The sequence below is a fragment of the Pedobacter sp. GW460-11-11-14-TSB4 genome, from assembly GCF_059423705.1.
The window spans coordinates 39,318-62,668 of the sequence record NZ_JBWKYI010000013.1; the positions used below are offsets into that span (position 1 = coordinate 39,318).

Annotated in this window: 17 protein-coding genes and 1 tRNA gene; 6 read left to right on the forward strand and 12 right to left on the reverse strand. The window is 39.1% G+C overall.

Annotation, left to right across the window (positions count from 1 at the left end; translation table 11 throughout):
* Positions 1-21 precede the first annotated feature (21 nt).
* From AC07YT_RS14305 to AC07YT_RS14315, 3 genes are read right to left on the reverse strand one after another with little or no spacing between them, the layout of a single operon-like run.
* Complete coding sequence (locus tag AC07YT_RS14305; RefSeq protein WP_086544761.1) at positions 22-1,080, reverse strand: fatty acid desaturase family protein; 1,059 nt, start codon at positions 1,078-1,080, stop codon at positions 22-24.
* Positions 1,070-2,167 carry a fatty acid desaturase family protein gene (locus AC07YT_RS14310; protein WP_086544760.1) on the reverse strand — a complete coding sequence of 366 codons (1,098 nt, stop codon included), beginning with the start codon at positions 2,165-2,167 and terminating at the stop codon, positions 1,070-1,072. Before AC07YT_RS14310 ends, AC07YT_RS14305 begins: the two co-directional genes overlap by 11 nt.
* Positions 2,168-2,175: 8 nt before the next feature.
* Positions 2,176-2,823 carry a hypothetical protein gene (locus tag AC07YT_RS14315; protein WP_086544759.1) on the reverse strand — a complete coding sequence of 216 codons (648 nt, stop codon included), beginning with the start codon at positions 2,821-2,823 and terminating at the stop codon, positions 2,176-2,178.
* A 205-nt stretch (positions 2,824-3,028) separates the two neighbouring features.
* On the opposite strand from AC07YT_RS14315, the gene AC07YT_RS14320 reads away from it, so the two are divergent.
* Positions 3,029-3,988 carry a hypothetical protein gene (locus AC07YT_RS14320; protein ID WP_086544758.1) on the forward strand — a complete coding sequence of 320 codons (960 nt, stop codon included), beginning with the start codon at positions 3,029-3,031 and terminating at the stop codon, positions 3,986-3,988.
* Between the two features lies 1 nt (position 3,989).
* Here the strand turns inward: AC07YT_RS14320 and AC07YT_RS14325 are convergent, their stop codons facing one another.
* Positions 3,990-6,281: a multicopper oxidase domain-containing protein gene (locus tag AC07YT_RS14325; protein WP_086544757.1), complete on the reverse strand. Its 2,292-nt coding sequence runs from the start codon at positions 6,279-6,281 to the stop codon at positions 3,990-3,992.
* Between the two features lie 15 nt (positions 6,282-6,296).
* Positions 6,297-6,773 (reverse strand): DUF3347 domain-containing protein, encoded by a 477-nt coding sequence (locus AC07YT_RS14330; protein WP_086544756.1) that lies wholly within the window; start codon positions 6,771-6,773, stop codon positions 6,297-6,299.
* Positions 6,774-7,128: 355 nt separating this feature from the next.
* Between AC07YT_RS14330 and nth the strand changes: the two genes are divergently transcribed.
* Positions 7,129-7,794, forward strand: a complete 666-nt coding sequence (gene nth, locus AC07YT_RS14335; RefSeq protein WP_086544755.1) for an endonuclease III — start codon at positions 7,129-7,131, stop codon at positions 7,792-7,794.
* Between the two features lie 135 nt (positions 7,795-7,929).
* Positions 7,930-8,943 carry a recombinase RecA gene (gene recA / locus AC07YT_RS14340; RefSeq protein WP_086549214.1) on the forward strand — a complete coding sequence of 338 codons (1,014 nt, stop codon included), beginning with the start codon at positions 7,930-7,932 and terminating at the stop codon, positions 8,941-8,943.
* Positions 8,944-9,057: 114 nt separating this feature from the next.
* On the opposite strand, the gene AC07YT_RS14345 is transcribed toward recA, so the two are convergent.
* Both AC07YT_RS14345 and tsaD read right to left on the reverse strand, forming a co-directional pair.
* The gene (locus AC07YT_RS14345) at positions 9,058-9,255 is read right to left on the reverse strand and encodes a hypothetical protein (protein ID WP_057930348.1); all 198 of its coding nucleotides are present in this window, start codon (positions 9,253-9,255) and stop codon (positions 9,058-9,060) included.
* 223 nt (positions 9,256-9,478) lie between these two features.
* Positions 9,479-10,480, reverse strand: a complete 1,002-nt coding sequence (gene tsaD, locus AC07YT_RS14350; protein ID WP_086544754.1) for a tRNA (adenosine(37)-N6)-threonylcarbamoyltransferase complex transferase subunit TsaD — start codon at positions 10,478-10,480, stop codon at positions 9,479-9,481.
* A 74-nt stretch (positions 10,481-10,554) separates the two neighbouring features.
* Here tsaD and AC07YT_RS14355 point away from each other — a divergent pair, with 74 nt between their 5' ends.
* Positions 10,555-14,985 carry a translocation/assembly module TamB domain-containing protein gene (locus AC07YT_RS14355; RefSeq protein ID WP_086544753.1) on the forward strand — a complete coding sequence of 1,477 codons (4,431 nt, stop codon included), beginning with the start codon at positions 10,555-10,557 and terminating at the stop codon, positions 14,983-14,985.
* A gap of 1,212 nt (positions 14,986-16,197) precedes the next feature.
* Here the strand turns inward: AC07YT_RS14355 and AC07YT_RS14360 are convergent.
* From AC07YT_RS14360 to AC07YT_RS14370, 3 genes are all read right to left on the reverse strand, one after another.
* Entirely contained in the window at positions 16,198-17,409 is a 1,212-nt protein-coding gene (locus AC07YT_RS14360) for a bifunctional 3,4-dihydroxy-2-butanone-4-phosphate synthase/GTP cyclohydrolase II (protein WP_086544752.1), read from the reverse strand.
* Between the two features lie 139 nt (positions 17,410-17,548).
* Positions 17,549-18,973, reverse strand: coding sequence for an LptF/LptG family permease (locus AC07YT_RS14365; protein WP_086544751.1), 1,425 nt, complete (start codon positions 18,971-18,973; stop codon positions 17,549-17,551).
* A gap of 30 nt (positions 18,974-19,003) precedes the next feature.
* Positions 19,004-19,384: an START-like domain-containing protein gene (locus AC07YT_RS14370; protein ID WP_029278206.1), complete on the reverse strand. Its 381-nt coding sequence runs from the start codon at positions 19,382-19,384 to the stop codon at positions 19,004-19,006.
* Between the two features lie 1,154 nt (positions 19,385-20,538).
* Between AC07YT_RS14370 and AC07YT_RS14375 the strand changes: the two genes are divergently transcribed.
* Positions 20,539-20,612, forward strand: a tRNA-Met gene (locus AC07YT_RS14375).
* A gap of 147 nt (positions 20,613-20,759) precedes the next feature.
* Here the strand turns inward: AC07YT_RS14375 and AC07YT_RS14380 are convergent.
* The gene (locus AC07YT_RS14380; protein WP_086544750.1) at positions 20,760-21,584 is read right to left on the reverse strand and encodes a hypothetical protein; all 825 of its coding nucleotides are present in this window, start codon (positions 21,582-21,584) and stop codon (positions 20,760-20,762) included.
* 141 nt (positions 21,585-21,725) lie between these two features.
* Positions 21,726-22,199: a DinB family protein gene (locus tag AC07YT_RS14385; RefSeq protein WP_086544749.1), complete on the reverse strand. Its 474-nt coding sequence runs from the start codon at positions 22,197-22,199 to the stop codon at positions 21,726-21,728.
* A 275-nt stretch (positions 22,200-22,474) separates the two neighbouring features.
* Here AC07YT_RS14385 and AC07YT_RS14390 point away from each other — a divergent pair, with 275 nt between their 5' ends.
* Entirely contained in the window at positions 22,475-23,245 is a 771-nt protein-coding gene (locus AC07YT_RS14390) for a nucleotidyltransferase family protein (protein WP_086544748.1), read from the forward strand.
* The last annotated feature ends 106 nt before the right edge of the window (positions 23,246-23,351 follow it).

Here is a 23,351-nt window from a genome sequence, read left to right on the forward strand (position 1 = left end):
CAATTTAGATGAGTATGAGGACTATGCGGCAGCTCCCATTCTTTTAAGCAGCTTTAAATGAGATTTTATCCCGCCGAAATAACTGGTACAATTGGGTTTTACACCACTTTCATTTAACATTTCGTACAATATTTTACTGATCTGCGGGTAGTATACATGGTGATAATGCGGAAATAAATGGTGGGCAATATGATTGTTAAAACCACCTAAAATAAAGTTCGCCGTTTTACTAAAAGGATGCATATCGTTTGAGCTCTTAATCTGGTTCATTAACCAGGAAGCATTGATGTAACCCTCCGCATCTGCTTTCGGATATTGCGTTTCCTCTACATGATGGGTCATAAAAAACGTGAATAACAAAAATAGCGATTGACTTAAATGCATCATCAAAAAACCAAACATAACTAAGTACCATGGCTGAGCCGAAAAAAGCATGGGCAATACCACTAATAAACTGATGTAGACTAATTTCTGAAGCGCAAAAGACAGGTAATACTTAAAACTCTTTTTAACGGCAAAGCCATCATTGCTAAAAAGAATGACAAAATCTTTAATAAAAATCCAGAACAACGAATAAGTAGTATAAGCCAATGGCGCATACAAATGCTGATAAGCATGGAACCAATAATGTTTACTATCAGGCACCACACGGATCAGCTTTGATATTTTAAGGTCTGAATCATAATCTTCTACATTTGGTGCGTAATGATGCGAATTAACATGGCGCAGTTTCCAGGCTTCGGCATGCGCACCAACCAATGTATAAATAGCCACAAAGCAGATATGGTTTAGCCGCTTACTTTTAAAAATGGTATTGTGCGAAAAATCGTGCGAAAAGTTAAAGGCAAAGAGCAAAGAGATAAAACCATATAGCACAAAACAGCTTATAAAACTCATCGGACCGGTAATTTTATACAAGGTTAGATAGGCAAATACCGTGAGCGAAAAATACACCAGAAACTTAGCGGCAATCATCCTCATAAAAGCAGGTTTATCAATCACCAGCTCCTGCTCTACACGTTTGTATATCGCTTTTAGCAACCGACTATCAGCCGCTACATGAATGTGTTTATCCTTCATATCGCATCGGAATTAAATGTTCACTTTTACCCATCATTTTCAAAAACCTGAAATGCGAGGCCAACGATTCACCGTACGACATTTCCATGTACGTAAGTTTGTGCTTTTTAGCTAATGCCTTAAAAATTGGAATAATGTGAAGGTAATGCACATGGCAAACATTAGGGAGCAGATGGTGTACGGCATGGGCGTTAAAGCCACCCAATGTCCAGTTTAGAAATTTACTTTCTGCATGGTAATCTATAGAAGTAAGCAACTGCAGTTTCGGCCAGCTCATGTTCAATTGATTATCTTCATCGGGTACCGGATGGCTCACATAATCTGATAAGTGTGCAACGCCCAACACCGCCACAAATAACAACGAAATGATAAAATGATTCAGCAGGAATGCCATCAAAACTACTGCCCAGCCGAAAGGCAACAGATAAACTGGCAACACAATCATATAACCTATATACAAGAGTTTATACACCACCAGCTTTATGGCTTCAATGCGGGGAATTTCCACTTTAATCGTCCGGCTCGATAAATTGAACAACAATAGGCTTTCTCTAAAAAAGAACCAGTTAATAGAATAAAAGAGATAGAGAAACGGCGCGTAAATAAACTGATACCGGTGGTACCCTTTTAAAGGCTGCGATTCGGTCATCCTAAACAGGGGATTGTTCAGCACATCAATATCGCTACCTTCTATGTTCGTATATAAATGGTGCGATTCGTTATGGTTTTTACCCCACACATAGGCATTATTGCCCTGCAGATTAAAACTGAGAGAGAACAATAATCGGTTCCAAAACTTGCTTTTAACCGCTACACCATGGGCAGCATCGTGCGAAACATTAAAAGCGGTTAACAAAACAGAAAGCCCCATCAGCAGGTAAAAAACATAAAATGCCAATACTGAATCGCTGGTGATCATTAAAATATAAAACAGGATGTCCAATCCGAAGTATAAGAAAATCTTAAAAAACATCTTCGCGTTCCCGGTTTTCTTCAATCCATTTTGAACAAAATACAGTTCTACCTGCTCATTTAATTCTTTATAGAATGCTGAGCCTTCATCCTTTATAAATCTTAATTTGTTCATGTCGTTATTTATTTAATCCTTTTAAAATGATAAGCAGAATCGTAAGAACGACCTGCCCCTATAAATAGTAAAAGTGCACCAGAACTATCATAAGCATGATTCACGATAAGTCCTCCGTCACTTGCTAAACCAATGCGTGTTTTTTCACTCTTTGAACCCCCTAAAATGTAGGGCACTCCGTGAAATTCCACATATTTATTCCCCAATAGCAACAAGCCTCGTGATTGCAGTTTGGCCGATAAGGTTACGCTATCAACAATCAAATTGTCTTTTTTAAAATGAAAGCTGATTTGGTTATCCTCCATCACCTTTAGATCTACAGTGAGGTTTTCAGAAGGTTTGAAATCGATTTCGCGTTTGCTGATGTATCGATGAAAGCGCTCGGTTGCAGGCTGATTACCAAGCGTTTCGGCTACCCCTTTTTTGGTATAAATCAAATCAGGAAATAACTGGTAGGTACCCGAAAGTTTTGATACTTCATCTTTATCCAGTTTAACCTTATGGCGACTGATGGGCCTGTCAGAGAAAGAAGCACAGCCCGAAAAAAACAGCCAACAAGTAATGATGCAGACAGACTGCTTAAAGTAACGTGGGTTATCATTCAGCCTACTGTAATGGGCATGAGGCTGAATGGAGGTTGAGCTTAGCATATTCATTTGATGTATTTTAAATTGTTAATCAAATCTAAAACACTGAACATTACGCCATTAATCTTAAAGATTACTATAGATCATAAAAATATCCTTTAAAGAAATTTATGAATCTATAATATGATTATAAATTATAATTATTAAATTAACTGTCGACAATAATCCATTCGATTATTAAAAACGTTAAGATTTCATTTATAAATTAATCTTTATGGATAATCAGCAAGCATTATTTTTTCAGGCCATCAAAGCAGCCTTACCTGAATACCAGAACCTGGCGCTGAGTGTAGCCGAAGAGTTAGGAATAAGCACCAATGAAGCCTATAAGAAAATCAGGGGCGACAGCAACCTTACTTTCCAGCAAATCATCAAACTTTCTGATTGTTTTGACGTGCCTTTCCTGTACAGCCCGAAACAATCGTTATCTGTTACTTTTAGCTATTTAAGTGTAAACGAAGATTTAGATATGGTTGGCTATCTGCGGAATTTATTGGATAACATTAAAGCCATCAAGAACAGCCATAAAAAACACATCACCATCACCACTGACGATATTCCTTTATTTCATTTTTTCAAGTATCCCGAACTCACAAGTTTCAAACTCTTCTTTTGGGCAAACAGCGCCAATAATCTAGAGATGCCGTTCAGTTCTTCTTTCCTGTCTGATGAAATTATTAAAATTTCGCAGGAGCTGCATAACACTTACCTGGAAATACCAAGCACCGAAATTTGGTCTAAAGATACCGTAACAGGCACACTTGAACAGATCAGGTATGCATTTGAAGCCGGGCACCTTACAGATACCGAACTGGCCGTGAAAATTGTAGAACAGGTAAGGTATTGCCTGACCGATATGAATATGTATGCAATCAGCAGTAAAAAAACCATCGACCCTAGCCATACTTTTAACTGGTACAACTGCGATGTACTGGGAAGCATCGCTTACCTGGTCGATTTTAAAGACCGTATGGCCTGCTACAACAGGTTTAATACTTTTAACTATTTAAGAACTGAAGACCAGGCCTATTGCAAACAAACTAAACAATGGATGCAGGGCCTGATTATGAAATCGGTTTCTTTTAGCGGGCAGGGAGAAAAACACCGCAATAAATATTTATATAATGCCTTTGCCGAATGCGATAAATTGTTGAGGGAGATTACTAATGGTTAGATCAATAATTAAGCGTTAAACCTGCGCCAAAACCCATATCACTATCGTAGTGCGCAGAAATGCCCATGTATTTCGTGGTAATAAATTTAAGTCCACCCATAAACTCTTTATCACTGTTTACCATAAAACTTGCCCTCAAACGCTTAGAAATGGGTATATCTTCCCGCATTAACTGCAAACGAACATTGCCATCGTGGTACACTTCTGCCTGCGCAATAATCAACATAGGTAAAGTATAGGCAAGCCCCACACTAAACATGGTTCTTTTATCCTTTGTACTTTTTTGGCCAAAAATATTACTTTCCTGTTCGCCAGCCTCCATTTTCCGGTAGCGCCAGTCGAAACCCACAAATGGCATTAACCACTGCATCCGATCTACATAACGGCCAATATGGGTTTCAGTTTCAAAGCCGTGCATTTTATTATAACCTAAGCGCCACTCCGTTCCAAAACTCCAGCGTGTATTTGCCAACATGGCCATACCGTCGTTTCCGTTGCTGGCAAAATCGTTTTCGGCCATAAAATGAAACATCCTGTCATCAGCATAAAGTTTTCGCTGTGCCAGTTTAGGGTACGGAATTTCGGGGTTTAATGGTGAGTTTTCATAACTAAAAATTTTACCCATCCCGCTCATCATGTGGTATAGAATATGGCAGTGAAAAAACCAATCGCCACTTTCAGAAGCGCTAAACTCAATGGTATCGCGCTCCATGGGCATGATATCGAGTACATTTTTTAAAGGCGCATAATCGCCCTGACCATTAATTACCCTAAAATCGTGCCCATGCAGGTGCATAGGATGACGCATCATACTATTGTTATATAAAATGATCCGCAGGTTTTCGCCCTTTTTGATGAGGATTTTATCTTCTTCTGAGATGGTTTTATTGTCCAAAGTCCAAACATAACGGTTCATATTGCCCGTTAACTGAAACTCCATTTGCCGGGTTGGGGCTTTAGGCAAAGTCGTTTTTTCAGGCGAGCGCAACATATCGTAATTTAATGTTGTTATCGGACCTTTCATGCCTTTGTCATTGCCCATATCATGACCCTGGTGTGCATCCGAAACAACCGTATCTCTCCCCGCGTCATCCAGCTCAGCATACATGACCGTATTCATATCCATCACCTGATTCTGCATTTTCATCCCATCCATCTGCACCAGATTGCCGTTCATATCCATCATTTCGTTCATCATTTTCATGCCTTCGAAATACTTCAATTTGGGCAATTTTTGAGCCGGCACTTTCTGCCCGCTGCCCAGCCACAGCGAAGCCGATTTGGTACGATCTTCGGGCGTTACCAAAAACTCGTAACTTTTATTTTCGGGAACAGTTACAATTACATCATAGGTTTCGGAAACGGCAATAATCAGCCGGTCTACCTCTACCGGCGTTACATCGTTACCATCATTAGCCACTACCGTTATTTTACCACCGGCATAAGTGAGCCAAAAATAAGTAGATGCTCCTCCGTTAGCAATACGCAATCTTACTTTATCGCCTGCTTTAAGGTTGTTGGGTACCTGGTACTGATTTTTTCCATTCACCAAAAAGGCTTCATAATATACATCACTCACATCCATGGCGGTCATCCGCTTCAGTTCGTTGGTGAGCTTGGTTTTAAAGTGTCCGCTTTTTATGGCCTCAGCATAACTCTGGGTAGTGCCTTTTTTTATCGCGAACCAATCATTGGCATTATGTAATCTCCTGTCCACTTCGTGGGGCATCATATTGCTCCACTCACTTAAAACAACAGGCACTGTAGGTATAGCCGGTTCTTTTCTTTTATTCAAAATCATCGCACCGTACATTCCAATTTGCTCCTGCAAACCAGAGTGACTATGGTACCAATGCGTACCGTTCTGTATAATAGGGAAACGGTAAACATGGGTCTTATTGGGTTCAATAGGCATTTGGGTTAAATACGGAACGCCATCATACTGATTTGGCAGAAATAACCCGTGCCAATGTAATGAGGTTGACTCTTTAAGTCTATTATGCACATGTATTTCTGCGGTATCGCCCTCTGTAAAGGTTAGCGTGGGCATGGGTATTTGCCCGTTTACCGCTATGGCTCTTTTAGCTTTTCCACCAAAAGTTACGGTTGTATCAGCAATATACAAATCATAACGAACAACCCCTGGCAGTTTGTTGTTACCTACAGTTTCGATATCGCTTGTTTTCTGGGGATTTTTTTTGGGGGCAGCTGCTTTTACCTCGTTGTGCTGATGTTGGCCAAAAGCAAAACTGCTGAGCAAAATACTAAGGCAACAAACTAAAATAAACTTCATTTTGTAGCGTGTGTTTTATTTAAGTACTTCGGCAACCTTACCACAAGTTAACATTTTATTGCCATAATATGGATTCTTTATCGCCTCACCTTCGCTTAACCAATAGCTTTTTTTCATCGGACAATAAGCGTAATAAACAGGCTTATCGTTAAGTTTTATGGCTTTTACCAGTGCATAAAAATCGGTTGATAATGACGTGAAATGATCTCTTTGATGTTCGATATCTTTACTCTCGGCAATGTGCTCGGCATCAAATAATATTTTATCACGCAATGCTTTTGAAGCGTTGGTTTTTTCGCTGGCTTTTATAGCGTTAATTAATACCGTAGCCTTCGTGCCGGCCAAGCCTGCATTACTGCCGATTAAAGCATCTTTAACATCGTAATAGGCTTGAAGCGGACTAACCGCTGCTGCTTTTTCCTGTGCCGATACACTGCCTGCCACCATTAGCGCGATGACATTGATCGTAAATAATTTAAATAACTTTTTCATTTTGTGTTTAAGTTAAATGTTACCAGTATTTTCCCACACCCGGCAGCAACTTGCTTTTTTGCTTTAACTCGCCAAACCGGAACGGGTTTTATTTTTAAACAAAGCTAGCGGCATAGCCTCTCGGGATGTTATACTTTTACCGAAAATGTTTATATAATTATCGCCTACAATCGGGTAATGCGTTTGGCGTTAGGTGGTTGGCGTGAATGAAGTAATTAAGCTTTATTTATGCAATAAATTATCTCCTCATGATAATAAATCGCAGTTTTACCTCTCCCATCTTCCATTACCCTTCATACATTTTCCATCTTACATTTCCCATCTTACATTTTCCATCTTTCCCCTATATTTGCACATGCTTAAAAAAGAACGCTACAAACTTTTTGTAGAACATTTTTCGGCCAAGCAGCCTGATGCAGAAACCGAGTTACATTATCATAATCCCTATCAGCTTTTAGTGGCGGTAATCCTTTCTGCACAATGCACCGATAAAAGGGTAAACATGGTAACCCCTGCACTTTTTCAACGCTTTCCTAATGCCAAAGCTTTAGCCGAAGCTACCCCCGATATTGTTTTCGATTACATCAGAAGCATCAGTTATCCCAACAATAAAGCAAAACACCTGGTGGGCATGGCGAATATTTTGCTTAACGAATTTAATGACGTAGTGCCTTCGGGCATTGATGATTTACAGAAAATGCCTGGTGTGGGTCGCAAAACGGCCAATGTAATTGCCTCGGTAATTTATAACGCCCCGGCAATGGCGGTTGATACCCACGTTTTTCGTGTGGCCAACCGTTTGGGTTTAACCAATGGCAAAACTCCATTGGCGGTTGAAAAAGATCTGGTTAAAAACCTGCCCGAACACGATATCCACATTGCACACCACTGGCTTATTCTGCACGGACGTTATGTTTGTGTAGCCAGGAGCCCTAAATGTGAGGTTTGCGAAATTACCTACATGTGCAGGTACTTCGAACGTTTAACCGCTCAAAACGAAAGAGATAAATTAAAAGCTTAAAAAATTATTTTCACTTTACTATTGACATTAGCTAAAAAACATTTACCTTAGCTAAATATATTAGTATTATAAATATCAACATTTAAGCATATTAGCCGATAATCGATTATATTTACGCAATCAATGAAAAAAGACATGAGCACTGCAAATCCAGATAAATTAAAAGCTTTACAACTTACTTTAGATAAACTAGAGAAATCATACGGTAAAGGTACCATCATGAAACTTGGCGATTCTGCCGTTGAGCCGATAGATTTTATTTCTACCGGATCAATCAGCTTAGATATTGCTTTAGGTATTGGCGGTATTCCAAAAGGCCGTGTAATTGAAATTTATGGACCAGAATCTTCTGGTAAAACAACTTTAGCTACACATATTATTGCCGAAGCACAGAAAAAAGGCGGTATTGCTGCTTTTATCGATGCAGAGCATGCTTTTGATCAGTTTTATGCAAAGAAACTAGGTGTAGATACAGATAACCTTTTAATCTCTCAACCAGATAATGGTGAGCAGGCATTAGAAATTGCCGATAACTTAATCCGTTCGGGTGCTATAGATGTCATTGTAATCGACTCTGTTGCGGCTTTGGTTCCTAAAAGTGAAATTGAAGGCGAAATGGGCGACAGTAAAATGGGTTTACATGCCCGTTTAATGAGTCAGGCATTACGTAAATTAACCGGAACGATTTCTAAAACCGGGTGTTGCTGTATTTTTATTAACCAGTTACGTGATAAAATTGGTGTCATGTTTGGTAACCCTGAAACCACAACAGGTGGTAATGCATTGAAATTTTATGCATCGGTACGTTTAGATATCCGTCGTATTTCGCAGATCAAAGATTCTGATGAAGTTTCCGGTAACCGCGTTAAAGTAAAAATTGTTAAAAATAAAGTGGCCCCTCCTTTCCGTATTGCAGAATTTGATGTGATGTTTGGTGAAGGTATTTCTAAAAACGGTGAGATTATCGACTTAGGTGTTGATTTTGGTATCATCAAAAAAGCAGGATCATGGTTCTCTTACGGAGATACCAAATTAGGACAAGGTAGAGATGCCGTAAAACAATTGTTAAGCGACAATCCTGAACTTGCAGAAGAATTGGAAATTAAAATTAAAGCCGAAGTAACAGGCGATAAACTGGCTGAGAAATAAGCCAGGCTTCAATGCTACAATATTAAAACGCCCTGCTAAAATTATCTTAGCAGGGCGTTTTGCTTTATACGTTATGCTGATTTATTTACAGGCTTTGCTGAATAAGCGCAGCTATTAGTTTTGACTAAAAATGGCGCTAAAATCTTTGGTTACATACACTATAACCAACAGTGCAGCGATTACCAAGGCACCCAGGATAATTACCCCCCAACTCCCTTTCAGTTTGTTTTTATCATTTCTGATTAACCAATATAAAATACCAATCAGCGGTATCGCACAAACAATCCAAAATATTAACGATGCTCCAGTCATATGTATATTTAATTTAATAGTTTTTATTAGTCCGAGGTCGGGTGTCCGAAGTCGGAAGTTTAAGAGCAGATTAATTTTTCAGTTGGCAGTTTTCAGTTTTCAGTCGTCAATCCTTAGCCAAGGAAGACACGGAACTTCATGATGCGTTATTCCAGTGCGGAGTCTAAAGTCCTTAGTCGATTGCACAAATGACCAGTGAACTAATGACCAATGAACCATCCCTTTAAAACTCCATCCGCGCCATTGGCGAAACATCCTGTCCTACAAAATCCTGCTTCAGGTATTTCTGGTAACCTGCTATGGCAATCATGCCCGCATTATCAGTGCAGTATTGAAATGCCGGGATGTATATCTTCCAGCCCAACTCATCGGCTGTTTGTTGCAGGCCATTTCTTAAACCAGAGTTTGCCGAAACACCTCCTGCAATAGCAATTTCATTAATTCCGTATTGTTTTGCTGCTTTCTTTAACTTGTTCAGCAAAATCTGTACAATACTATGTTGAACCGATGCGCAAATATCATCTAAATTTTCGGCAATAAAATGCGGGTTCTCTTTTTCCTGTTTCCTGATAAAATACAGAATAGAAGTTTTAAAACCGCTAAAACTAAAATTCAAATCGGCAATTTGCGGTTCGGCAAATTTAAAGGCAAAAGGATTTCCATGTTGCGCATGTTTATCAATCAGTGGTCCACCCGGATAAGGCAAGGCCAGTAATTTTGCGGTTTTATCAAAAGCTTCACCGGCAGCATCGTCTAACGTTTCGCCTACAATTTCCATATCAAAGTAATCTTTTACCAGCACAATCTGCGTATGTCCGCCCGAAACGGTTAAACAGATAAAAGGGAAACTAGGCTTAGGATCATCAATAAAATGCGCTAAGATGTGCGCATGCATGTGATTGACAGAAATTAAAGGTATATTTAAAGCTAATGCAAAAGATTTTGCGAAAGAAACACCAACCAGTAACGATCCTAAAAGACCAGGACCACGTGTAAAAGCTACGGCATTAATGTCCTGTTTTGTAACTTTAGCATTAATTAAAGCTTGCTGTACGGCAGGCACAATATTTTGTTGATGTACCCTTGAAGCTAATTCAGGTATAACACCACCATAATTTTGATGAATTGTTTGGTTTGCAATAACATTGGCAGTAATTTTGCCGTTGTTACAAATAGCAACGGATGTATCATCGCAAGAAGACTCGATAGCAAGTATAACAGACAAATTATTAATATTTAAGCTGCAAAATTATTAAAAAACTATTTAAAATACTCCTTTGGGTAATCGCATCAATAATCTTGCTGCTTGCGCTTCTTATTTTTTCGCTACAATTTAAGTCCGTTCAAACTTATTTTGCGCAGAAAACTGCTGCGTACTTATCAAAAGAGCTTAAAACCACCGTTTCCATCAAAAGTCTTTACATTAAACCCTTTAAATCTATCGTACTGGAAGATTTATTGATATTGGATTTACAAAAAGACACTTTATTGAGAACCCCGGAGTTCATGGTCGATATTAATCAATTATCCATTGATAAAAAGATTATCGATATCAATACCATTCAAATCAACAACGGGCGGTTTTTCCTAAAGGATTTCAAAGATAAGTCTTCTAACCTCGATTTCATTATAAACTACTTCGATTCTGGTAAACCCACTGTAAAGAAAAAGAAAAGTAAGCCATATGATATCAATATCAGCCGTATTATTTTAAACAAATTTGCCTTCAGGTATAAAAATTACGCAGCAAAAGATACCACTCAGGGCAAAAGTGTAAACTTCGATAATGTTGATGTTAAAGAACTCAGCGGTATTTTTGAAGGGCTCGATACCAAAACACATTTGGTTAAAACCAACATCAAAAACCTGACTTTCAAAGAAAGAAGCGGATTTTACCTGAAAAACCTGACTGCCCAAACCACGATAGACAGTAATGCCATTGAGCTGAAAAACCTGTTGCTCGAAACCAATCAGAGCCGTTTAACCGATTACTACCAAATGCGGTTTAAAAGTTATAAAGACTTTAACCACTATGTAGATAATGTGCGGATGAAAGCCATTTTTAAGGATAGCCACATCACCTCCAGGGATGTTGCTTTCTTTGCGCCTGAGCTGAGCACGATGAAACTCGATCTGGATGTTGATGGCCAGATTACAGGTTTGGTGAATAACCTTAAAGCCAAAAAGCTATCGTTAAGAACCGGAAAAGCCACACACATTAAAGGCGATTTTATTTTAAAAGGGCTGCCGAAATGGAAAGAGACCTTTATGGACCTCAACATTGAAATGGCGGGCACGAATAAAACCGATCTGGATGAAGTGCTGGCTGGCATTACCAACAGCAAGAAAAAAATTGTTCCGGTAATTGTAAACAAATTTGGCAACATTAACTTTAACGGAAGTTTCACCGGTTTCCAGAACGACTTTATTGCCTATGGCGAATTTAAAACCAAACTGGGCCGTATTGTTTCGGATGTGAACATGAAAATCGATAAAAACGATGTTCCTTCTTACACCGGGAACGTAAAAAGTTATGATTTTAACCTGGGTAACCTGATTGATGAAAAAAGCCTTGGCCGCATCAGTTCTTCCCTATATGTTAAAGGCCGTGGCACGGAGCTTAAAGAGTTAACCGAGAAAATAAACGGTGATGTAACCTATATCGATTTTAATGGTTACCGTTACCACAATGTGAAAATTGACGGAACTTTTAACAAAAAGTATTTCGACGGTAAGCTGAGCATTAACGACCGCAATGTGAAACTGGTTTTTGATGGCGGGGTAAACCTGAATCCAAAACTGCCGGTATTTAACTTCAATGCCACGATTTCTAAAGCAAAATTAAAGGCTTTAAAACTGCTGAAAGATTCGTTGCAGGTTGACGCTAAATTTACCACCAATTTCTCGGGTACCAACCTGAACAATATATCAGGCAAATTATTAATTGAAGAAATCAGGCTGCAAAACCCGAAAGGTGTTTACAGTGTCGATTCGGTGCAGTTAATGGCCAACGGTATCGGTACGAGCCGCGTACTCGATATCCGCTCGGACATTTTAGATGCCAGCATTAAAGGTGAATATGATTTAAATTCGATTGTTTCTTATTACAAAGCCATCGCCAAAACCTACATCCCTTCCTTAAAGGCCGATATCATCAAATACAAAAACCAGATTTTTCAGTTTAACCTGAAAGTTAAAAAGTTTGAACCGCTGGCGCAGATATTTGTACCAGGCCTTGAATTAGAAGAAGGTGCAACGGTAACAGGTGATTTCGATTCGCGTAATAATACCGCAACGCTGAATGGTTTTGTGAAGAAACTGAAATACAATGGCATTGTGGTCAACAATATTATCCTCGATGAAAATACCACCACCCAACAGCTTCAACTGATTGTCACCTCCGATCGTGTGCAGATTAACGATAGTTTATTTATTAAAGATGTAAACATTTCCAATATCCTGCGGAACGACAGTCTGGCTTTCAACGTAAAAATGTCGAACGCGGAAGAGGATAATCAGCTCGATTTAAACGGTTTGGTAGAATTTACCAAAAACCAGGATACTACGGCAAGGTTAAGCGTATTACCTTCGATCTTAAAAATTAATAACGAAGAGTGGCGCATCCAGGAGAAAGTACGCATTGTGCTCAACAATGGTAAAACCGAGATCAGTAATTTCGATTTAACCAACGGAAAGCAGCAGGTGATTATTGATGGATTAATTTCTGAAGATCCGAAAGATTTAATTAGTGTTGGTTTTAAAGATTTCAACTTAAAAACCCTGAACCCTTTTACCAAAGGCTTTGGTGTTAAATTGGGTGGAAACCTGAACGGGACAACCGATTTATATGGGGTATTAAAAGCACCCAGGGTAACCGACGATTTAAAAATCGACTCGTTAAACTTTAACGATATCTATATCGGCACCTTAACTGATACCTCATCTTACAGCAACGAGAACAAAAAAATAAACGTATTTACCCGCATCATGGCCGACGGTTCGGAGACTTTTAAACTGACCGGAAATCTGGATCTAAAAGAAAAAGAAATCGACCTTGACGTAAAAATGGACGAAAGCAAGCTCACCATTCTCGAGCCTTTTGTGAAACAACTCGTATCCAATTTAAAAGGAAATATTTCTGCTGATTTAACCGTAAAAGGTAAATTAGAGAAACCGGAAATTAATGGGAGTCTATCGTTAGATAAAGGACAACTGATGGTAAACTACCTTAAAACCACATATGTGATTACCGATAAGGTAGAAATCAATAACAGCGTCATTAAACTCGAAGATTTTGTCCTTAACGATTTGGAAGGCCACGAAGCCACCGCAAATGGTACGGTAGATTTAAACGACATTAACTACCCTACCTTGAACGTTAAGGTAAATGCAAACAGTTTAATGGCCTTAAATACCACCGCGAAAGACAATTCGGTATATTATGGCCGTGCCTACGGTACTGGTGTGTTTACCTTTACTGGTCCTACCAATAAAATGAAGATTGATATTAAGGCGAAAACGGAGAAGGGAACCGTATTTAACCTGCCTTTAAACAGTTCTGAAACCATATCGGACAAAGACTTCATTAATTTTGTAAGCCGCGATTCGACTGTACTGGTGAAGAAAAAAACCAACTTTGATGGTTTAACCTTAACCTTCAAGTTAACCATCGATCCGAATACCACGGCGAATATATTTACTACCCTGGGTAATTTAAGTGGCAAGGGTAATGCCGAGCTGAACTTAAACATCAATAGTTTCGGCGATTTCGAAATGTCGGGCGATTATATCATCGAGACCGGAAGTTTCGACTTTACAGCCCAGGAGGTTATCAATAAAAAATTCGAAATCAGGCAAGGTGGAACCATCCGCTGGACGGGTAACCCTACCGCTGCACAGATCAACTTAAAAGCAGTATATGCATTGAGGGCGAGTTTAAATGACCTTTACAAGGCCGCCAACCGCGATGCCAGCAGTAACGCCAACCAAAGGGTAAATACCGAGGTAGAGATGGGATTAACAGGATTACTGTTAAAACCAGATATCAAACTGGATATCAATTTCCCTGCACAGCCTTCTATTAAAGAAGAACTGCAAACCTATTTAAGCGATCAGAACAACCTGAACTTACAGGCATTCAGTTTGATTATCCGAAGAAGTTTTGCGCCAGGAAATGGCGGCGAATCGATCGGAAACCAGCTCAGTTCTACCGCAACCAGTACCGCTACGGAGTTGGTATTTAACCAGTTTAACAATGTGCTTTCTTCCTTAAACTTAAACTTTGTCGATCTGAACGTACGCTCTTTAAGCGAGGCCAATGCATCGTTTAAATTCTTTAGCGATCGTTTAATTATTAATGCAGGAATTGTAGACCGGAACAGTGTGAACGATTTTACGGTGATCGATTTCTCTAAAGACAATGTAGGCAGAGAGGTTGAGGCACTTTTCTTAATTAAAAAAGATGGAAGTTTAACCGTAAAAGCGGCAAATAAACCACCTACGCAACAAAGTATATTCTTAAACAGCGGGATCAGCTCAACTGCAAACGTAACCTCTTTTGGTTTGGTGTATACCCAGCAGTTTGATACGTTTAAAGAGTTTATTCAGAAAATTTCGGGTGCCTACCGCCGGAACCTGAAAAGGAAACAAAGTCAGGCCCCTGTTAAAACGAATAAATCGATTAATAAGGAAGCGATAATTAATCAGAGCAAAGGGAACCAACGGAGGTAGAAGGGGTTAGAGGTTAGGGTTAAGGGGTTCTTTCTGGCCATTGGTTCATTGGTTCATTGGTCAATAGTTCATTGGCCATTGGTTTATTAGTCATTGTTTCATTTTTCCAACCATCGTCATTGCCAGGAACGAAGTAAGACTTCAATAGAATGATCGTCATTCCCGCGCAGGCGGGAATCTTAAAGCGCAGGCTAGTAACGATCGTTGTATGATTGCTCCCAGAAAGATCCTATCGTGTGGGCACATCTTTCGATTTTGGTTTTTTATGCCCTTTGCTAACCAGCATTCATAAAGTTCAGGCTTTGCCGAAGAACGTCGTCAATCCCAAGTGGCAGAAAAATCAAAAAAACAGTTGCAGAATAGGACAAATAGCACTACCAAACCTTAAACGCAGTGGTTTTGTGTTCAATAATCATGATTCCCAGCTTTTAAAAGGTATTGAACACAAAACCCGAAGGGCTCAATCAGACCAAAGAAAATAAAAACAAATCCTGATTAAACGAAGTGCCGCTGTTTTTTTGATGAGCCTGAGGAAGTGAGAAGCCACCTTGATGGATTGACAAAGCGCTTTGGGTACTTTGGCGCTCCAAAATGCGCCAGCATTCTTGAGCACAAATAAAAACAACATATCTGCGAAAAACTACCATGCCCCCGCGGCAGAGAGCGGAAAAAAATGATATTTGTGACCACAAGATAGTTTTTTTAAGAACAAGAGGCTCTTACTAGCAGGAAAGATGCTGACCCCGAAGCTTCAGGACAGCAGGACGATCGCTTTTAGAATATGCCAAAAAATACAAGCTAACAAAAATGAGTCCACACGACAGGAAAGATCGGAATAGGCTGTCGGCTGAAAAAGCTTTCGGGCAATGACGATTCCTTGTAGCCTATTACGTCTTTGAAGCAATAAAGTCTACTAATAAAATAAATTCAGCATGACACGCCCCCTAGATTAGCAAGCGATAAAAAGCAGATATATGCTGCTGCTAATATTAATCGACTTAGGTTATAAAGATCCTGAAACAAGTTCAGGAGGACGAATCCCAGAAAAAATAGATCCCGAGACAAGCATAAGCGGATGAACCGAAGGATTACAAATACGCATAAAAAAACCAACAATCGAACACTTGTTCAATTGTTGGTCTTGTATAAGTTTTCAATTCACAATTTTCAGTTTGCACCATGCAAACTGTCAACTGCTAACTGCCAACTGAATTATCCTTTCATAATCGAATGGCCCATTTTATCTCTTTTGGTGGTCAAATAACGTTCGTTATGCACATTGCTGGCAATTTCGATTGGGATGTTTTCTACCACTTCCAAACCATAACCGATTAAACCGGCTCTTTTGGTGGGGTTGTTACTCATTAAACGCATTTTAGTTACACCTTCTGATCGCAGGATCTGCGCACCCACACCATAATCGCGTTCATCGCCTTTAAAGCCTAATTTAATATTCGCTTCTACCGTATCGAAACCGGCATCCTGTAAGTTATATGAACGTAATTTATTAATCAGTCCGATACCCCTGCCCTCCTGGTTCATGTATACCACGATACCTTTACCTTCTTTTTCGATCATTTCTAGTGCTTTGTGCAACTGCGGCCCGCAATCGCAACGGCATGACCCAAAGATATCGCCCGTTACACAAGAGCTGTGTACACGCGCTAAAATAGGTTCGTTGGCATTCCATTCGCCTTTAGAAATGGCCAGGTGGGTGGCGTTGTTATCTAACTGCGTATAAGCGGTCATTTTAAAATCGCCCCAGGCGGTAGGCAAATCGATGCTCACCTCTTGTTTAATCAAACTATCAATGGTTAAACGGTAGGCAATTAAATCTTCGATGGATATAATTTTTAACTGGTGCTGTTCGGCAATTTTAAATAAATCCGGAAGTCTGGCCATTTCGCCATCTTCTTTCAAAATCTCTACCAATAAACCTGCAGGTTTCATGCCGGCCAGGCGGGCTAAATCTACCGCAGCTTCGGTATGACCTGCACGGCGGATGACGCCACCATCTTTAGCAATTAAAGGAAAAATATGTCCCGGTCTGCCCAACTCTTCAGGATTGGTTTTAGGATTAACCAGGGCTAACATCGTTTTAGAGCGGTCACTTGCCGAAATGCCTGTGGTACAGCCGTGACCAACCAGATCGACTGAAACCGTAAAATTAGTTTCGTAAGCAGCCGTATTTTTACCCACCATCAGGTTAAGGTTTAACTCTTTACAACGTTCTTCTGTAAGTGGCGCACAGATTAAACCGCGGCCGTAAGTAGCCATAAAATTGATGATCTCGGGCGTTGCGTTTTCAGCTGCCGTTAAAAAATCACCCTCGTTCTCTCTATTCTCATCATCTACAACAATAATCACTTTACCAGCTTTTATATCTGCGATGGCCTCTTCTATTGTGTTTAATTTTGTTTGCATTTTATAAACATTATGGGGCAAATGGTGTGTAAGGCGTATTAAAATCAATTTATACCACAAACAATAACCCGTACAAATGTACAACCTTATTGAGCAATATTTGGATTAAAATATCATCTGTAAGTAAAGGAAAAGCTGCCTATTTTTCCTTCTTTTTAAACAACTGAATGAAGAGCTGCTTGTAATAATTTACATCAAACAAGGCCGAATCTACTGTAGCTTTATAGGTTAAAAAGGCCGCCAGGGGCGATAAAACAATCACGGCAATCCACATCCCGAAGATCGGGTTTAGATTACCTTCACGTGCTGATTTTTCGGCCACCGTGGTAATAATGTGGTATACCAGGAAGAAACAAATGGCCACCACCACGGGTAAACCCATGCCCCCTTTTCTGATAATGGCACCCAATGGTGCACCAATAAAAAACAACAGGATACAGGATGCAGCCAGGGTAAATTTACGCTGGTACTCAACGGTTGCAAAAATAATTTCACCGGTTAAATCCGTTTGGCGCGGGCCCCAGTTGGGTACGTGCTGCATAATATTTGCAACCGTATTGTTAGCATTATCGAGGGCCATTTTACGCGATCCGTTAGGGATGTCCTTTAGGATGACATCATCAATCTCTTTCGGTACGGCTTTAACCTTCATATAACCTTTCGTTACATTAAACTGCTTAAAGTTACTGGTGAGATTGGCAATGGTGCGTATCTTCATCGTATCCAGTTGCTTGTTCAGCGAGTCGCGCTTTTTTGTAATGCCTTTCAGGTTTAACATGGGCGTACTGTTTCCGAAAGCATTCGGATCGGTGGTACTGGGGTCAAAAGAAGACATATCGAAACGCGGCGAGGTTTCTTTAAAACGGTTGCGTGTAAAAATCTGCCTTGGATTGTACATCCCGTTTTTCGAAGCCTGCTCCTCGTATTGCACACCATTTTTAAGGTTAAGCACCAAAAACTTACCGTCGGAGGTTTTATTCATTTTACCTTCTCTGGCCAGAATCACCTTCGGAATGCCGTTATTCTCCCGGTGATCGTAAATCATGATGTTGTGCAGCGTACCGTCTTCCTCTTTCGAATCGACACGGATGGCATAACCCGGAATGGCATTGTTAAAAACCCCTGGTTTAATTAAAAATGAAAGTTTTTTATTCCTGATATCGTACAGCAGCGAACCAAATTTTAAGTTGGCTTTGGGCAGCATGTAGTTGGCGAAAAAGAAGGAGGATACCGTGAGGATCAAAATCACCACAAACAGGGGGCGCATGGCTTTCTGCAGAGAAATCCCTGCCGATTTAATAGCCACCAGCTCATAATTTTCGCCCAGTGTACCAAAAGTCATGATGGAAGAAAGTAATACTGATAGTGGCAGCGCCATGGATACGTTGGCGGCCGAGGCGTAATACATCAGCTCCAGAATGGTGTACCATTCGAAACCTTTTCCAATTAAATCATCAATCCATTTAAACAGAAAAAACATTAATAGAATAAACATCATAACAAAAAATGTTGCTATGAATGGCTTCACAAATGCTTTTATTAATAGAAGATGTATTTTTTTCACCCTACAAAGGTAAACAATACGAAGATAATATTATGCACCCAATACGCTAATCAGATAATCGATCTGGTTGTCCCAGATTAATTTTTTCTCTGCAAGAAGCTCATCGGTAGTAAAATCAGTAATCGAGAGGGCTACATCATTTGTTAGTTCGTCCTGTACAATTTCCATCTCAAAATAACATTGAGGTTCATCGTCCAGCCACTTAAATTTAACCAGCTTATTTTCTTTAATGGAAACCAGTTTTGCTTTTTGCTGCTCATCGTCCCAGGTAAAAGTATATACCTGATCGCGGAAATTCACATCGTCCGCAAACCATTGCGATAAGCCGTTTGGCTCACTAATAAAACTATACAATATTCTTGGTGACGATCTAACTTCGTACTCTAGTGTAAATTTTTTCTTTTCTGCCATGTTAGTACACTACCAGGATAATTTCCGGACTATTTTTTAATATTATTTTTCTAAAGAAAGGTAATTTATTCTATATCTGCAACAATATAATTTTTATTGGATTTTGGTGGTGGTTTACTAGTTCATTAGTCATTGGTCATTGGTTCATTTGTCATTCGTTCTTTGATTATTGAGGTTAATCGGTTAATTGTTTAAATCGGTTAATCGACTAAGGACTACCGACTCCGGACAATCATTGGTTCACTGGTTCATTAGTCATTGGTCATTTGTTCATTAGTTCATTGGTTCATTGGGATTAATCGACTATGGACTAACGACTCTGGATTCAGGACTCCAAACCGATCGTTTCAATCTCCTATCCACGCCAAACGCCGATCGCCAAACGCTGAGTAGCAATCGCTAGCTCAGTTGTTCTTTATCGAATAATGAACTGATTTTATACCTATGATTAGATCCTGAAATAAATTCAGGATGACGAATGCGAGTAGGTTAACCGACTAAGGACTCAGGACTATTGACTTCGGACTATCATTGGTTCACTGGTTCATTAGTCATTGGTTCATTAGTTCATTGGGATTAATCGACTAAGGACTACCGACTCCAAACTGATCGTTTCAATAATCCACACCAAACGCCGATCGCCAAACGCAAAGTATTGATTGCGCTTATATGAACCTTATATGTCTTATGTGGTTAAGAAACGCAGGGCGGCTAATTGTTTTAACAACCTTCATCCACGCGCCAAACGCTAGCTCAGTTGTTCTTTATCGAATAATGAAACTGATTTTATACCTATCAAAAGATCCTGAAATAAATTCAGGATGACGAACGCGAGTAGGTTAATCGACTCAGGACTACCGACTCTGGACTCCGGACTCCAAACTGATCATTTCAATAATCCACGCTAAACGCCTCTTTTTAAACAACTCCAGACTAACCGCCATCATAATAAGGTTATTTCGTGGTAGTTTATAAGCCTGAATAAGGTGGTATCCGCTTGATTTTAAACAGTTAAAATCATTTAAATTTACTGAGCAATAAGGCTTTAAAGGATTTTTCACATTTCTTTTTAATAGAATGTATATTTATTCTATATTTGCAACTCTTAAAAATAACCACATCGATATTTACGTTATACAGTAAATATTAAGCCCGGCGGGGTAGCTCAGATGGTTAGAGCGCAGGATTCATAACCCTGAGGTCGGCAGTTCGATCCTGCTCCCCGCTACTGAGAAAAAGCTCATCGAATGATGGGCTTTTTTTTTGTTTAAAGGTTTTTAATTAATCTCAAATGTTAAGCTCTAGCAAACAAACACAGGTGGTAGGCCTGCGCCAGCGAGGGCTACGACCAGCATTAGGGCGTGAACACCTTAAACTATTTCTTTTTCATTATTTTTTCAAATTCGGCCTGGGTTAGAATTTCTAAAAATTCATCGCGAAAGTGCCATGCAGATACATATCCGGCTGAGACAATGAAACTGATCACCCAGGTGGTCTTTCCCTTCCATAATTTAAATGCACAAATATCTGTCGCGGTAATATAAGGACTTGTTTCACCTAAGTGTTGATGTGAGGATGCTTCTATCTTGTCTATACCACCGGTTCCCAGCGGAATAAGATTGTTATGAAGCTTTGTTTTTTTAATGATATTATTGTCTTTGTCAAAATTAATCAGGTAATCATTTCCTAATAACACTTCATCCGGTGCGCTTTGCCCGGTGATGACATATACTTTTTTTGCCCCATTTTTTATGATCGGAACAAGATTTAAACTGGTATTTTCATAAAATTTAAAAAGCGTGTCGCTTGAAACAGCCTGTGCAGCTTTTGACCGGATGGCATACAAATCTTTTTCAACTCCGGTAAATTTTCTTGTTGTGGTGTCTATACGATATTTAGACGAATCTAAACTACGGTTGAACTTAACTGTCGCCAATACTACCGGATCGTCATTTTTAGAAAAAAAGATCGTGGTCATTTCTTTTGCTGTCTCATAAGAAAAATATCCCCCGGATAATTGCTTCTTCCCGCCGAACCTGGAGCTGAAAATCTGTGTACTATGACCTGAAGCCCATTCAGAACGATAAAGCATTTCCCCCTCTGCTTTAATGTTATCAGCAATCTTTTTCAGCGCATTTGTTTGTGCTGTTGCGTTTTGCAACAGGATAAACAGGGTAATCAATGTGAACAGTTTTTTCATTAAGGCGAAGCGCTTGATAAATATTTGGTGAATATAAATAACCTTTCGGATTTTGTATAACGGTTGCAATTTCAAACGTTCAGATCGTTAGCTATAAAAGCTATATTTCTAATTTTGGGAGATAGTTTAAGATTATGGACTTCATTCTTTGACTAACAGCTTCAAATAAGTAAAAATCTGCCCGCTATGTTCCGCTTCGTGATAGTTAGCGGCTTGCAGGGCCTCGACATGATTTTTTACTCGAAATCCGACCGGTAAGTCAAAGGGCTCATAGTTGACAAATAATCTGGATTCCAGATCTGATTCAAGGTGGTTAACGGTCTCAATCAGTAAATGTTTTACCTCATTAACATCTGGATTAACTCCCCAGGAACGAGGAGACGATCCAATTTTGAAGGACTCCATAAATTCTTTAGAGATATACATGGGTAATCCACTACGCATATACATATGCCGCTGTTGAGAAGTGATGCAATGTCCTATTTGCCAGATGATATTATTGTTAAAACCTACTGGAATTTTAAATAATATTTCGTGATTACTTGTTTCAATTAAGCGCAACAGTCTATTCCTGCTAGCTCTTAAAATTTCACATTCAAAATGTACATTAATCATTTATTTGGTTTAAGTCCTCAGGAACAGAAGAATTCGTCATGCGCTCTAAAGTAACTTTTTGACATTAAAGTTCAAAATTTACCTCTGTTTAGGAATCTACGTACTAGGTTTATATGGATACATTTGTTTTTTTTGTTTAAAGGGATTTGAACTAACCTCAATTTCCGCTCGAGCTAACATGCACACGTGGTAAGTGTGCGCCAACGAGGAGCTTTTTTTTGGGATTTAATCTGTATCTAAATTCAAAAAACTATTTTTGCGTTCAAACAATAGCTATGGTTGACATTTTATACAATTATTATAGATTTGGATCTGCCAGTTCGAATGATATCGACATTTTAATTGACCATCCTCAAGCATTGGGTGCAGAGTCAGACAAAGAATTGTATCAGAATTTGAAAAGAAAATTCCCTGAAATAGCGCATTGGGATATTAATATCATTCAAATAGACAACGGTAAAATAACCAAATCAATTCCATCTAAGGGTAGTATAGATGCTGTGCACAATAGTCTGGCCGATACATATGCCCTACACAAACAAGCTCATGCTTTTCCCTTAATTGGTAGACAAAAACGAAATATCCTCTTGGCAATTATTAAATGCACAAAAACATTACTAACTATTTTCAAAATAACGAAACGAAAAGAATACTACAAACATGATCTCCGACCTATTGTTATAAATGGAAATTTCGAACAAATACTAAACAAGATAAATCAATTGAATTTTAGCGAATCGTTGTTTGATGATCCACAAAGAAATTTAGACACGTATAAAAGTCTGATTTTTCGTGTAGGTCAAACGATAAGCTTAATTAATGGCATTGAGGTTTACACCAAAGAAGATTTCAAAAAGTACTACCCTGACCTTGCAAATATTATTGACCGTAAAATCATAGATATTGTCCCCCTTTTTTCAAAATACCTAAATTTATTAACGGAGGAAATTAAATTCTTAGGCATTAAACAAACATTGAAAAATGTTATCCAATACGATGAAACAGAAATTGACTTTAGAACCGAGAAAAATATCACAAATAGTTAAATAACCTTTGTTATTATCAAACAATAACCTACTGTGAATATTTTGATCATAGGGAGTGTAATAAAAAAGCAGCTCCCAATCAAAGCTACTTAAGTCCAAATGGACG

Excerpts from the sequence above, each read along its gene's own strand:
- AC07YT_RS14305 (WP_086544761.1), bottom strand. The coding sequence starts at position 1,080 with ATGAAGGATAAACACATTCATGTAGCGGCTGATAGTCGGTTGCTAAAA.
- AC07YT_RS14310 (WP_086544760.1), bottom strand. The coding sequence starts at position 2,167 with ATGAACAAATTAAGATTTATAAAGGATGAAGGCTCAGCATTCTATAAA.
- AC07YT_RS14315 (WP_086544759.1), bottom strand. The coding sequence starts at position 2,823 with ATGAATATGCTAAGCTCAACCTCCATTCAGCCTCATGCCCATTACAGT.
- AC07YT_RS14320 (WP_086544758.1), top strand. The coding sequence starts at position 3,029 with ATGGATAATCAGCAAGCATTATTTTTTCAGGCCATCAAAGCAGCCTTA.
- AC07YT_RS14325 (WP_086544757.1), bottom strand. The coding sequence starts at position 6,281 with ATGAAGTTTATTTTAGTTTGTTGCCTTAGTATTTTGCTCAGCAGTTTT.
- AC07YT_RS14330 (WP_086544756.1), bottom strand. The coding sequence starts at position 6,773 with ATGAAAAAGTTATTTAAATTATTTACGATCAATGTCATCGCGCTAATG.
- nth (WP_086544755.1), top strand. The coding sequence starts at position 7,129 with ATGCTTAAAAAAGAACGCTACAAACTTTTTGTAGAACATTTTTCGGCC.
- recA (WP_086549214.1), top strand. The coding sequence starts at position 7,930 with ATGAGCACTGCAAATCCAGATAAATTAAAAGCTTTACAACTTACTTTA.
- AC07YT_RS14345 (WP_057930348.1), bottom strand. The coding sequence starts at position 9,255 with ATGACTGGAGCATCGTTAATATTTTGGATTGTTTGTGCGATACCGCTG.
- AC07YT_RS14360 (WP_086544752.1), bottom strand. The coding sequence starts at position 17,409 with ATGCAAACAAAATTAAACACAATAGAAGAGGCCATCGCAGATATAAAA.
- AC07YT_RS14370 (WP_029278206.1), bottom strand. The coding sequence starts at position 19,384 with ATGGCAGAAAAGAAAAAATTTACACTAGAGTACGAAGTTAGATCGTCA.
- AC07YT_RS14380 (WP_086544750.1), bottom strand. The coding sequence starts at position 21,584 with ATGAAAAAACTGTTCACATTGATTACCCTGTTTATCCTGTTGCAAAAC.
- AC07YT_RS14385 (WP_086544749.1), bottom strand. The coding sequence starts at position 22,199 with ATGATTAATGTACATTTTGAATGTGAAATTTTAAGAGCTAGCAGGAAT.
- AC07YT_RS14390 (WP_086544748.1), top strand. The coding sequence starts at position 22,475 with ATGGTTGACATTTTATACAATTATTATAGATTTGGATCTGCCAGTTCG.